This is a genomic window from Ignavibacteriales bacterium (assembly GCA_026390815.1).
In the GTDB taxonomy this organism is placed as follows: domain Bacteria; phylum Bacteroidota; class Ignavibacteria; order Ignavibacteriales; family SURF-24; genus JAPLFH01.
On sequence record JAPLFH010000005.1, the window covers coordinates 1 to 12,736 of the forward strand.

The following is a 12,736-nucleotide window of genomic DNA, read 5'->3' on the forward strand; positions in this document are numbered from 1 at the left end:
TTTGCATTTAGCTGAATCAAAATTAAAATATCATCAACAACAGGCAAAATTACCTTATGAAGAAAAATTTAAAATAATTTTAGCATTACAGAAGATAGATTCTGAGATGAGGAATAATAATAAATTGAGAAATAAAAATAATATTAAAAATAGAGCCTGGTACCCACAGGATTATGAACCGGAAGAAAATAAAGATGATATATAATGAACAATTGTAATGCGCAAGCAGGAATGGCAGCTTTAAAAAATAATTTTGTCTCATTTCTATTGCCAAGTTCCGATCCCGAGAATCGGGACGCGAAACTAAATTTAGTTGTTAGTCTTAAATTCTTAACTCAAGACTAAACACTAAAAACTTAAAACTCGGTAACTAGGTTATTCTTCCTTCTGTTTTCTGAATTCTGTTTTCTGATTTCTATTTCTCGACTTTTTCTAACTAAACACTAAAAATTCAAAACTTAATTTGTTATTCCTCCTTCTGTTTTCTGATTTCTATCTTTTGACTTTTTTAACTAAAAACCAAACACTAAATTAATTGTTAGCACAATAGATTCTATAAAAAATAGCATTTTACTTTGGTTCACAAATAGGTTAACTTTGTCTGCGTGAGAGAAATAATATTTTATAAAACCGCTAATAATAAAATTCCGATTGAGGAGTTTTTTGAATCGCTTTCTGATAAGCAAGCAGAAAAGATTTTATGGGTTTTACGTTTAATAAAGCAACTAGAAAGAATTCCTGTTGAATATTTTAAGAAATTGGAAAGCACTAATGATATTTGGGAAGTAAGAGCTAGTTCGGGAAATAATGAATTTCGATTGCTGGGTTTTTGGCATAAATCCAACTTTATTGTTTTAACTAATGGATTTAGAAAGAAATCTCAAAAAACACCTAAAACAGAAATAGAACTGGCTGAAAGCAGAAAAAAAGGTTTTTTAGAAAGGAGCTAAAATGGATGATTTAGAAAAATATATAGTAAAGAGAAAAAGTAAGAGTAAAAAATTTGCTATGAGTTTTGAAAAAGGTTACGAAAGTTTCAAGATTGGGATATTGCTTCGTCAAGCAAGAGAAGAAGTTGGGGTAACTCAAAAAGAGCTTGCAGAAAAACTCAGCACCAAAAAGTCTGCAATCTCTCGAATTGAAAATCACGCTGAAGATATTCGTCTCTCCACACTGAAGAGTTACTTAGAAGCATTAGGTAAAAAATTACAAATAAACATACAATAAATTAAATACTATAGTATTGACATTTAAGTTTTTGTTTTTTGTGCCTACCTGCCGGCAGGCAGGCCTGCTTGCTTCGGGCAAGTCAAGATATTTTAAATAATTTTTACATCATCCACCTGCCTTTGCCGGCAGGCAGGTCATCCATCAACCATTGCGGCTTGCCGCACTATGTGTCAACAAGCCGCTCAACCGGGCAGCGCTTTTCAAGGTGGCTTTTTTTCATTTGTAAGTTTTGTTTTTAAAATCGAATTGCTTATTCAAGAAACTCGAGATATCAATGAAGCAGTTAAAAATAATCCCGATAAGTTTCCTGAAGGATATGTTTTAGAACTTACCAAAGATGATTGGGATTTTTTGAAGTCGAAATTTTCGACTATAGATAAAAGGAAAAAAGTTGAATCATCAAATGTGGTCGAAAATTTCGACCACCTCGAAAAACTAAAATATTCGCCATATTTACCAAAAGCCTTTACTGAAAAAGGTTTGTATATGCTGGCAACAATATTAAAAAGTAATATCGCTACTCAAACAACCTTAGCTATTATTGAAACGTTTGCTAGAATAAGAGAATTATCAAAGAATATTAAAGATTTGTCAGAAATAAAAGATGATAGTAAAAAAAATAGGATGTTAAAAAAAAGTGGGCAAATAATTGCTGAAATACTTGATGATAATATGAAAGTTACCGATACAGAGACATCAATTGAAATTAATCCTGCCTACCGCATTTAGCAACCTCTGGCTGAGGCAGGTTTGCCGTATTAAAATTTAAGCACTTAATAAAGAAGAAAAAAGATGATTAAATTTTGCATTTTTCTAGGCAAGCAAAAACTTAATTAGTTTTTAGTTCTTAGTTTTAAGTCTTTAGTTATCTTCTTTTAACTCAATACTCGATTAGTCTTCTGTCTTAACTTAAAACTAATAACTCAACACTAAACACTGAATAAGGCTCAAAACTAAAAACTCTAGCATTTTTGTCTTTTGTCGTCTTTCGTTTATCGTTTCTCAATTTTTAACTAAAAACTAAGAACTAAAAACTCAAAACTGAATAGGACTAAGCACTAAAAACTTAAAACTGAATAAGGCTCAAAACTTAAAACTAAATAAGACTCAACACTGAATAAGGCTCAACACTAAAACCTATGTTGCTTAGTTTTTCTGCATCGATATAATATTGACATACCGAAAACTTATCGATATATTTATTGTAAAACAATAAATAAAATAATATGACTACTGTAACAGTTTCACCAAAATATCAGGTAGTAATCCCAAAAGAGATCCGGGAGAAACTAAAATTAAAACCTGGTCAAAAATTACAAATAATACAGTTTGAAGATAGGATTGAATTTCTTCAAATAAAAAATATCAGGGACGCCCGTGGTTTTTTAAAGGGGATGAATACCGATATTGAAAGAGAAGGAGATAGGCTTTGAACCTGGTCGATTCATCTGGTTGGCTGGAATACTTTGTCGATGGAAAAAACGCAAAATTCTTTGCACCTGTTATCGAAGATACTGAGAACCTGATAGTATCAGTAATAAATATTTATGAAATTTATAAGAAAATACTGATCGAAAAAGATGAAAATAAAGCACTTCAATCGGTTAGTTTAATGCAGCAGGCTAAAATTGTTGAGGTAAATTCATCTATTGCAATCCAGGCAGCAAAACTAAGCAGTTTATTAAAATTACCAATGGCTGATAGCTTAATATATACAACCGCACAAATATTTAATGCTGTTTTATGGACGCAGGACGTAGATTTTAAAAACCTTGAGAATGTTAAATATTTTAAAAAGAGTTAAGACATTTTCAAACAGGATCTCTATTTATTAAAAATCCTTTCTTTAAACATTTACCTTTTGATATTTGACCTTTGAAGTTTCATAACTATAAACTCAACACTTAATTAGTCATTCTTCCTTCTGAGTTCTGTTTTCTGAGTTCTATTGACATGTTCCGACTAAAAACTATTTCCTTCATCTTTTAACTTTCGGCTTGTAACTTGCAACTAATTTCTTCCTTCTGTTTTCTGATTTCTATCTTTTGACTTTTTTTAACTCAAAACTCGATTAGTCTTGTGTCTTAACTCAAAACTAATAACTCAAAACTAAAAACTGAATAGTGCTCAACACTAAAAACTAAATTAGTGCTCAAAACTAACTATGAAGAGTATTGTAAAAGAAAAATCTTTTCAATTCGCATTAAGTATAGTGGCTTTGTATAAAAAATTGATAAATGATAATGAATATGTAATCTCTAAGCAATTATTAAGAAGCGGAACAAGTATTGGTGCAAATGTAGAAGAAGCGCAAGCTGCTCAATCTGGCAAGGAATTTATTTCTAAAATGTCCATCGCTTCAAAAGAAGCTCGTGAAAGTAACTACTGGCTTAGACTTTTAAATGAATCACAATTAACTAAAATAAATTTAGAAAACTATATCAAAGACTCAGAAGAAATTATCAAGTTGTTAACTTCAATAGTAAAAACAACGCAACAAAAACTCAATTAATTCTTAGTTTTTAGTTTTAAGTCTTTAGTTATCTTCTTTCAACTCAAAACTAAACACTAAAAACTCAGCACTAAACACTGAATAAGACTAAACACTAAGAACTCAAAACTAAAAACTGAATAGTGCTCAACACTAAAAACTCTAGCAGTTTTGTCTTTTTACATTTGACGTTTCACTTGTGCCTTTTTCTAACTAAAGACTAAACACTGCACACTCAAAACTTAATTAGTTGTTAGATCTTAGTTTTAAGTCTTTAGTTAAGCTCTCTTAACTAAAAACTCGATTAGTCCTGTGTCTTTTAACTAAAAACTAAACACTCACAACTCAAAACTGAATAAGACTAAACACTCAAAACTTAAAACTAAATAGCGCGCAACTTTATTGAAAAATTAAAACTGAAAAATAATGAATAGAAAAACAATTATAGAAAAATTAAAAGTTTATAAAAGTAAATCGGATTATAGTCATAAAATTAAAGAGTTGGGTCTGTTTGGTTCTTACGCAACAGGAAAAAACGCTACTAAAAGTGATATTGATGTTTTTGTAAAACTTGAGCCTGCTAAAATGTTTGATTTAATCAGTATAAAAAATGATTTAGAAAAGTTGTTTGGTAAAAAAGTAGATATTATCGCTTTAAGAAAATCTATGAATGAATATCTTAAAAATCAAATTAAGCAAAATGGAATTTATGTTTAATCTTGGTCTTGTAAAAGAAGTATTGAGTCAAATTCTTACCGCCACAAACACAATACAAAAAAGAGTCAGATCGATTAAATCACCAGATGATTTTCTAAAAAACGATAGGAATTTAGAGAAACTTGACTCATTATGTATGCTGTTGATTGCTATTGGAGAAAGTATTAAAAATCTTGATAAAATAACACAAAGGACTCTGCTTAAAAAATATCCTGAATTTGAATGGAAAAAGGCTATGGGTATGAGGGACATTATTTCTCATCATTATTTTGACTTGAATAGCGAAGTGGTTTACCAGGTCTGTAAAGAGGAAATTCCTAAACTCAACAAAGTCATAAAAAATATCTACTCCGCAATTTAATAAGTTACGATTGTAATATTATTTTTATTATTAAAAACTCGATTAGTCTTGTGTCTTTTAACTAAAGACTAAACACTCACAACTCAAAACTGAATAAGACTCAACACTAAACACTATAATAGTTGTTAGTTCTTAGTTTTAAGTCTTTAGTTATTCTCTTTTAACTCAATACTCGATTAGTCTTCTGTCTTAACTCAAAACTAATAACTCAACATTAAAAACTGAATAAGGCTCAAAACTCGATTAGTCTTGCGTCTTAACTAAAAACTAATAACTCAACACTAAACACTCTAATTGTTCTTTCGTTTGTCGTTTCTCAATTTTTAACTAAAAACTAAGAACTCAACACTAAAAACTATGGTAGTTCTATTTTTTGACCTCTGACGTTTGACTTTTAATAACTCGTACTTGGTTTAAATGAGAATTTCATTTGTTATAAATCGAAAAAAAATGCTTTTATTTTAAAAAGGGTGTGGAGCAAAATGGAAAAAATTATAAATGTACATATTGAAAAGTTACCCGAAGGATATTACCTTGCAACTTCTGAAGATATTCAGGGATTAGTTGCACAAGGCAGAACTATTTCAGAAACCTTAGAGATTGCGCGAGATGTTGCAAAAAAGATTATGGAAGCTCAAAAAGATACTTCTGGCATTTTAATAGAATTAACTGAAGCCGGAACCAAATTTGACTATCCTCTTGTTGTTGGGTTATAATGGGCAGATTAAGTGGTTATAAGTATCGAGACGTTATTAAAGGTATTAAAAAATTTGGATTTGAGTTTTATAGGCAAGCAGCCGGCAGTCACGAAATCTGGTTCAATCCTTCGACTAAAAGGTTTACTACAATTCCAAATCATTCAGGCGATATACCCGAGGGTACTTTAAGAGCGATACTAAAACAAGCGGATATTACTACAGAGCAATTTCTATCACTTAAAATGAATTAAACTAAAATAGTAGTTAATTTTTAGTTCTTAGCGTCTTAACTCAAAACTAAAAATTCAAAACTAAAAACTAATAACTCAAAACTAAACACTAAATAAGACTAAACACTCACAACTCAAAACTGAATAAGACTAAACACTCAAAACTCTACCTGTTCTATCTTTTGACTATTTTTTAACTAAAAACTAATAACTCAACACTCAAAACTAAAATAGTTGTTAGTTCTTAGTTCTAAGTCTTTAGTTAAGCTCTTTTAACTCAAAACTAAAAATTCAACACTAAAAACTCAATTTGTCTTTCGTCTTAACTAAAAACTTAGAACTTGCCTACCCTGCCTACCCTGCCTACCGCAGGCAGGCGTCAGGCAGGCGCCAGGCAGGCTCAAAACTAAATTGGTTGTTAGTTTTAAGTCTTTAGTTATCCTCTTTCAACTCAAAACTAATAACTCAAATCTAAACACTTGAATAGTGCTCAAAATCGCAGCAAAGCGTAGATCCCGTGAATCGGGACTAAAAACTCTATTAGTTTTGTCTTTTCGTTTATCATCTGTCGTTTTACGTTTCATAAATTCATAACTTACCTGCTTAATTTATCTGCTTTTTATAAAGGCAGGAATGAAGTAGGAATAAAAAAGATGAGACAAAAAATATATATTGATACTTCAGTTATTGGGGGTTATTTTGATGAAGAATTCAAAGCGGTATCAAGAAAATTTTTTAAACGGTTGGAACAAAAAGAAATTATTTTTGTCCTGTCGGATTTATTAAATCTTGAGTTAATAAATGCACCAAGAAGGGTAAGGGAACTTCTTAATAAATTTCCTAAAAACTGTTTTGAGTATGTTATATTTACTGAAGAAGCAGCAGATTTAGCCGACAAATATGTAACTGAAGGTGTTGTTGGTAAAACTAGTATCGAAGATTGTCGTCATATTGCTTTAGCATCCATTAACAGGGTAAATGTTTTAGCGAGTTGGAATTTTAAACACATTGTAAATTTGGAAAAAATTAATGGTTATAACTCCGTAAACATAAAATCAGGCTACGGCATTTTAGAAATCAGGAGTCCAAAGGAATTGATTCATTATGGAAACAAAGAGCAAGATTAAAAGAAAACATAATTTTGATAAAAATTTTGATGCAGTGCAAATGATGTGTGATATCCGTGATAAAATAAGTTTCGAAACGCAGAATATGTCTTTTGAACAATTGAAACAATATATACAAAACAAATTAAAAACAGACTCAGTTATTAACCTGCAAATAAAAGATAACTAAAACATACTCTGGTAAAGTTGAAAAAAAGTGTAAATATAAATTTGTGTTAAAGTTTATAATGCTGCATTGTTTAGAAAGTAAATTTATTAATTTTTAATCATAAATGAGTCCGGTCTAAAAAGCTAATATTGCCCAATTGTCATTCCCACGAACCTGCCTGCAGTAGGCAAGCCTGCCAGCGGTAGGCGGGAGTGGGAATCTATTGCAGTTATAAATGTTGTTGGATTCCCGCTTGCCTGCTGCAAGCAGGTTTTCACGCATAGGCGTCAACTTAAGGATATCAATTACTGATTAATTAATTGCTAATTATTTTATTTTTCGGTTTAATAAGCATTTTTTATTATATCATGCCTACGGCATTTTGCTCTATTTATTCTTTCTGTTTCTACAATTATATCATCCCTCTGGGATGAAGAAATATACATCCCGATAGGCTTGCCTGCTGCAAGCAGGAATGAAATATTTATAGGAAAATGAATAAAAAAGCAAATAAAATCCCTTTAGGCTTGCCTGCTGCAAGCAGGGATGATATATAAAAACCTTATTTATTCTGAAATCAAAACAATTGTACCAATTTTGATTGAAAAACATAATCGTTAAGTTGACGCCTATGAGATAAGATCGGGATTTCATTTTATTTAACATTTTTGTTTTTGTTCTTTACGTATTAGAATTTCTAAAATGTCCATAGTTGTTAATCTGTTATATGCCATTATCTCCTCAATAACTGATAATAATTTGAGGGACAATGTTAGTCAATTTATTAAAAACTATGGGTGGAGAATACTTTTGGACTTTGACAATTGGTCTATCAGAAGGCAAACCGCTTTCAAGATCATATTGAAAACAGATAGGTACACTTCTCAATTCTATTATAAGCAGACTTCGGTTTATAAATCTGGTTCACAATGGATAATATACAAGGATAATTTACGGACGGTGGAATAAGTGAGAGTGTTTAATAAAAATAGTGTTAGCCTTTATTGCATTTGCATTGATTGTTGTGGAACTAAGGAGGATTGAACGCTTAAAAATTTTTTAGAGAAAGTAATATTTGGAAAACGACTTTTATACTTTGTTGGATGCCACTTATTTCTGTTCAACTATTTTAATTTCTTCTTCTGTTAAGCCGTAAAGTTTATAAACTAATTCGTCAATTTTCTTTTCAAGTTCATTGGTGTCGGTTTGTTGGTCCTTGCTTTTTACAGCTATTATTTTTTCAACGATTTTTACAAAGTCATTTTGATTTTTAGCTTTCTTAATTCGCAATTGTCCAACAGGTCCAGGATAATACTCAAATCGATAATCCATTAGTTTACCGTAACTCTTAAAATAAAAATCAAGCAATTTTGAGTTTACTAATGCAAGTATAAATTTCAAGTCATACTCTTTTGCATACTCTTTTTTCAAAGCAACTATTGTAGTGTCTGCACTTGAATAAAATTTCTTTTCGTCTAAAGCAAATGTGTTTTTAGAAGCTTTAAAACGGCAGACTAATTTATGGCTGTTAAATGTGTCAGGGTCTCGTCCCCATTGCAAATCATACCACCTAAGTTTACCAGATTTTGCCTCTCTGCGTTCTGAAAGTTTTTCTTTGAATTGCGTTAATCTCTTAAGTAATTCAGGATATTCAGCAATATCTTCAATTTCGTTTGTGTAAATTAATTGTCGATCTTCAACTGGATTAATTGAATACCTTGTAATGTCGCCAACCTTAATCCAAGTTTTTACAAATTTTTTGGGAATGCTTTTAAATTCTTTTGTTGTTGTAATAAACGCTTTATCAAGTCCTGTAACAATGCCTTGTGTACAATTTGCAATGGTTTCTAAGAGCACTGTTTCGATCTCAATTTTCTTATAAATATTTAATTCGCTTTCCTCTCCGAATACCCATTTTGATTTATTTTTTATATCGTCATTAAAAATTGAAATTGTTGTGAAGTTTTCTATTTCAACGGACTTTATTTTTTTGCTGTCAATATATTTGTAGTTGAAAGTATCTCCTTTTTTCGCCTCTCTTTTTTGAAATGTTGCTATTGAAGTCTTTATTCCAATACCGTCGAAAATGGTTACATTTTTAAAGTCGATAATTTCTTTAATGGAGAACGTATTGGCTAATGACTTTCTTAGTTTTTCGGCAAACTCCGCTTCAAGCCAGTAGCGTGAGGTGATATAACTGATAATACCGTTTGATTTAATTGCTCTTAAACCTTGTAAAAAGAAATAATAATAAATGTCGGCTTTGCCGTCAAATATTTCTTTGAAGTTGTTTTTAAAAACTTCTCTTTCTGCTTGGGAATACATTTTAAAATTTACGTAAGGTGGATTACCAATAACCACATCAAATCCATCAAATTCTCCTGCATTATTCAACACTTCTGGAAATTCAAAACGCCACTCAAAAGAATTCTTATAAATGGCATTGCTTTTTATTTCTTCAATTTCTTTAAAGAGTTTATTGATATCAAATTCTAACTTTTGTTGCTTTTCCTTTTGTGATTTTTTCTGTTTGCTGTCCAGTTCGAACAACTTGCCTTGGGTTAACAAAGTGTCAAGATCACCGCTTAGGTTTTTCAATTTTATTTGTTTGGAATCATTTTTGCCTATTTCAGTTCTAAAATCGCTTTTAATACTATCAATAATTTTTTGCAAATCTCTTTTTACATCACGATTTTTTTCATTTTTATAATCGTTCACAAAACCTCTGTATGCCTCCATATCATACTTAATACTTTTAAGAGCTTTGCTCAAATCTGCATCTAATGCAAAACGGCTTAACAAACTGTTTCCACATTTTATGTTGATGTCAATATTTGGAAGTGTTTCTAATTCCTCAAACACTTCGCCTCCGCTTTGTGTAACGGTTGGCTTGTAGTAAGCATTTTTCAAGAGCTCTATCCACAAACGCAAACGACAAATTTTTACAGAGTTAGGATTGATATCAACTCCAAATAAACAGTTTTCAATAATGGTTTGCTTTTCGTGAAAAAGAGTTTTTTGAAGCCGCTGAATTTCCTTACTTATTGGTTTACCGCCTTGTAGTTTATATTCTAAAATATTGCCTTTCGGATCGGTAATTATTAGTTCATCATTTACAATTTCAATTTCGTAACCGCTGATGCTGTTGCCTTTTTGGTCTGCAAGTATTCCTAATTCTGCTTTTATACTTATTATTTCATTGAGTGATGAAACCAGGAAATGACCTGAACCTACGGCTGGATCGCAAATGCGAAGTGAATTGACTATTACATTGGCTTTTAAAATGTCCTGCGTTTTAAAAAGTTGTGAAGTGTAATTTTTTACATCTTCAAATTTGTCGAACAAAGATTTTCCATTTGGAGATAATGCTGCATTAAATTTTTCTACCACAGCCAAGCGGATTGACTGTTTGCACATATACATTGTTATAAATCCAGGAGTAAAAATTGAACCATCTTTGTAGCCGTTTATTTTCTCAAACACTTTACCAAGCACCGATGCATTGATAAGGGTTTTGTTGTCTTCCTGAACATCTTCTGTCCCTTCACTGGCAAAGTCATAAGCATCTAAAAACTGAAAAAGATAATCCAGGGTAGGCAGCTTGTTTGCCTTCTTCTTTATATCTTTTAAAATGGTTGTATTGATTAATTCAAGTTGTCCTTCATTATCAAGCGAATTGATTTTGATTGTTCGGTCTTCCAATTCACTGATTTCAAAAAGCGAACTGTTTAAGTATGGAATACGGTTGTATTTTCTTTTTATTGCCTCCGTTCTATCATTTAGGTTTACTGCTAAAACTTTGTGAAAGAGTTTAAATAATTCGTCAAAGTCGTTTATAGTTTCGGTGTTTAAAAAACGATAATCTTTGTTGCCTTGATGATAAGTTATTAATTGTCCTTCCAGTAATTTGAGAAATAAAATCCTGTTTATCCAGGTAATGCAAAGCTCTAAGGAAACATTGAAAATTCTTTCGTCTTTGGTTTCTCCGTAACTAGTTTGGTCGGGTAGGCGATGAAATGGATCGTCTGTAATTAACGCTTCAATGGTCGCTTCGATAATGGAAGCTGTGTTGCGGTTTACATTTTTTCTTCTGATGATGTTTTTGCCATTTTCTTTCGCTTCTTCCAGTCCAATGATGTGAAGCAGTTCCTTGTAAAACTTTTCGTCAAGTGAATTGCTGTCATTTGGCGTTGCAATTTTTAATAAATGCTGTGGAGAAAGTATTTTGAGCAATGCACTTAATTCTCTATCATCTTCTTTTTTATTGTTTCTTAAAATAGTGTCGTACTCTCTGATGTCGAAGTAAACGCAAGGAATGTCAACATCCATTTTGGGAACTATTTTAGCAATTTCCTCATAAAACCAAGGATTGTCTTTTTTGTCGTTGAGTTTAGTTTCGTAAAGTTTTTTGATTTGTGTATTGCGGTAAATATGCTTGTCAAAATAGTTAGCGTCTATGATATACCACTCGTTTACATTGGTCATCACAAGCTGTTTCAATTGGTTGTTACCAGCCTGGATTCTCTCGTCTAAATAATAAAGTATAAGTTCGTGAAGTGCTTTTTTGTTGGGATTGTCAGCCGAAACCATTTCGTTAATGTTGGTCGGTCGTTTGGCTTCAATGATTACTCCAACTTCGCTGTCGGTGGTTTTGCCTAAATGAATTACTAAATCCTTTCTGTCTTTGGTATTGATGGCGTTGGTGTCTTTGTAGAAGGTGTCTCGCAAAAAATCACGCAGATCGTTTTTTAAGTGTTCTTCACTTTCATCTTTAGGTCGGCTTTCAATAGCACTAATCCTGGCAAGCAAAGCGATCAGGTTTGTTTTGAAAAGATCTATTTCACTTCGCAAAGGTTTTTGCTTTAAGAATGCTTTGAGTGCTTTTTTCGGTGTATGCGTTGCTAATTTCATAAAACAATCACTGTAAATTAATTAGGTTGTAGAGTTAAGTTTAAAAACAATGTTTATTTTAAATGTGCAATCAAACAGTTGTCTTTAGTAATTCCAGTAAAATATTTTTACACTCAAACTTAACAGCCTGGTTTTATTATTCAAAACTTTTTTATTTCAGTTTTGAGAAATGATCTATACAAATGCTGAATGCGAAAACGGCGTCCGCCTTGATTGGCGGGTTAGGTTGTTTTTTACCTTTTATAAATGATAAAAGTATTTGACGTATCACTTAATGTATCAACTGAAGTTTGAGAAACAGTTTTGTAGTAATTTATTCTCAATCTAAATTTCCCAATACTGTTTGAATCCAGATATGCTGTTGCGTGAAGATTATATTTTCTCGATGGAAGTATTCTTATAATTTTACTCCCTTCGAATAATATTCCACGATTCAATTGCTTCCAATTGTTATCACCAATATTTTTTTCAAAATAACCGTCAGTCCCTTCTGCAATCAGCAATTTATCGTGGTCAATACCAGCAGCATAACCATCACCTAAATTTGTGTAAAATGTATCTGAAGATGAATTAATAACTGTAGCTAAAACTAAAGCAAAACTATTAGAAAAATCATCGCCAATATAAAACTCAGATTTCTCTGTTTTTATTTCTAAATTTCCATAGAAATCTTTTTCGTTTGGTATCAGTGGATTGTTATCATTTGAACAATTCCAAGAAAATAAAATAGCTAATGCTATTAAAGTTGTTTGAATAAATATTTTCTTCATAACTTCTTATCCATTATTATTTTTGTAGAACAACCTAACGACGTTGCGCCTAA

General features: G+C 31.3%; 16 protein-coding genes. 13 read left to right on the top strand and 3 right to left on the bottom strand.

The window, feature by feature from the left end; genetic code table 11:
* The 13 genes from NTX22_00545 to NTX22_00605 all read left to right on the top strand — a co-directional run.
* Positions 1-205 (top strand): hypothetical protein (locus NTX22_00545; GenBank protein MCX6148992.1); only part of this gene is annotated, 205 nt, incomplete at its 5' end.
* Between the two features lie 400 nt (positions 206-605).
* On the top strand, positions 606-950 hold the full coding sequence (locus NTX22_00550; GenBank protein ID MCX6148993.1) for a type II toxin-antitoxin system RelE/ParE family toxin: 345 nt from the start codon (positions 606-608) through the stop codon (positions 948-950).
* 1 nt (position 951) lies between these two features.
* The gene (locus NTX22_00555; GenBank protein MCX6148994.1) at positions 952-1,227 is read left to right on the top strand and encodes a helix-turn-helix transcriptional regulator; all 276 of its coding nucleotides are present in this window, start codon (positions 952-954) and stop codon (positions 1,225-1,227) included.
* A gap of 168 nt (positions 1,228-1,395) precedes the next feature.
* On the top strand, positions 1,396-1,959 hold the full coding sequence (locus NTX22_00560) for an ORF6N domain-containing protein (protein ID MCX6148995.1): 564 nt from the start codon (positions 1,396-1,398) through the stop codon (positions 1,957-1,959).
* A gap of 497 nt (positions 1,960-2,456) precedes the next feature.
* Entirely contained in the window at positions 2,457-2,663 is a 207-nt protein-coding gene (locus NTX22_00565; GenBank protein MCX6148996.1) for an AbrB/MazE/SpoVT family DNA-binding domain-containing protein, read from the top strand.
* Positions 2,660-3,034, top strand: a complete 375-nt coding sequence (locus tag NTX22_00570; protein MCX6148997.1) for a type II toxin-antitoxin system VapC family toxin — start codon at positions 2,660-2,662, stop codon at positions 3,032-3,034. The genes NTX22_00565 and NTX22_00570 overlap by 4 nt, the downstream gene beginning before the upstream one ends.
* A gap of 360 nt (positions 3,035-3,394) precedes the next feature.
* A complete protein-coding gene (locus NTX22_00575; protein MCX6148998.1) occupies positions 3,395-3,742 on the top strand; it encodes a four helix bundle protein in 348 nt (115 codons plus the stop codon).
* Between the two features lie 405 nt (positions 3,743-4,147).
* Entirely contained in the window at positions 4,148-4,438 is a 291-nt protein-coding gene (locus tag NTX22_00580) for a nucleotidyltransferase domain-containing protein (GenBank protein MCX6148999.1), read from the top strand.
* Positions 4,431-4,799, top strand: coding sequence for a DUF86 domain-containing protein (locus NTX22_00585; protein ID MCX6149000.1), 369 nt, complete (start codon positions 4,431-4,433; stop codon positions 4,797-4,799). Before NTX22_00580 ends, NTX22_00585 begins: the two co-directional genes overlap by 8 nt.
* Before the next feature lie 482 nt (positions 4,800-5,281).
* Positions 5,282-5,515 carry a hypothetical protein gene (locus NTX22_00590; GenBank protein ID MCX6149001.1) on the top strand — a complete coding sequence of 78 codons (234 nt, stop codon included), beginning with the start codon at positions 5,282-5,284 and terminating at the stop codon, positions 5,513-5,515.
* Entirely contained in the window at positions 5,515-5,748 is a 234-nt protein-coding gene (locus NTX22_00595; protein ID MCX6149002.1) for a type II toxin-antitoxin system HicA family toxin, read from the top strand. Before NTX22_00590 ends, NTX22_00595 begins: the two co-directional genes overlap by 1 nt.
* 632 nt (positions 5,749-6,380) lie before the next feature.
* Positions 6,381-6,854 (top strand): hypothetical protein, encoded by a 474-nt coding sequence (locus NTX22_00600; protein ID MCX6149003.1) that lies wholly within the window; start codon positions 6,381-6,383, stop codon positions 6,852-6,854.
* Entirely contained in the window at positions 6,832-7,023 is a 192-nt protein-coding gene (locus NTX22_00605; protein MCX6149004.1) for a hypothetical protein, read from the top strand. The genes NTX22_00600 and NTX22_00605 overlap by 23 nt, the downstream gene beginning before the upstream one ends.
* A 114-nt stretch (positions 7,024-7,137) precedes the next feature.
* On the opposite strand, the gene NTX22_00610 is transcribed toward NTX22_00605, so the two are convergent.
* The 3 genes from NTX22_00610 to NTX22_00620 all read right to left on the bottom strand — a co-directional run bounded on the left by NTX22_00610 (position 7,138) and on the right by NTX22_00620 (position 12,683).
* Positions 7,138-7,284 carry a hypothetical protein gene (locus tag NTX22_00610; GenBank protein MCX6149005.1) on the bottom strand — a complete coding sequence of 49 codons (147 nt, stop codon included), beginning with the start codon at positions 7,282-7,284 and terminating at the stop codon, positions 7,138-7,140.
* 828 nt (positions 7,285-8,112) lie between these two features.
* Positions 8,113-11,913 carry an Eco57I restriction-modification methylase domain-containing protein gene (locus NTX22_00615; protein ID MCX6149006.1) on the bottom strand — a complete coding sequence of 1,267 codons (3,801 nt, stop codon included), beginning with the start codon at positions 11,911-11,913 and terminating at the stop codon, positions 8,113-8,115.
* A 233-nt stretch (positions 11,914-12,146) separates the two neighbouring features.
* A complete protein-coding gene (locus NTX22_00620) occupies positions 12,147-12,683 on the bottom strand; it encodes a hypothetical protein (protein ID MCX6149007.1) in 537 nt (178 codons plus the stop codon).
* Positions 12,684-12,736 lie beyond the last annotated feature (53 nt).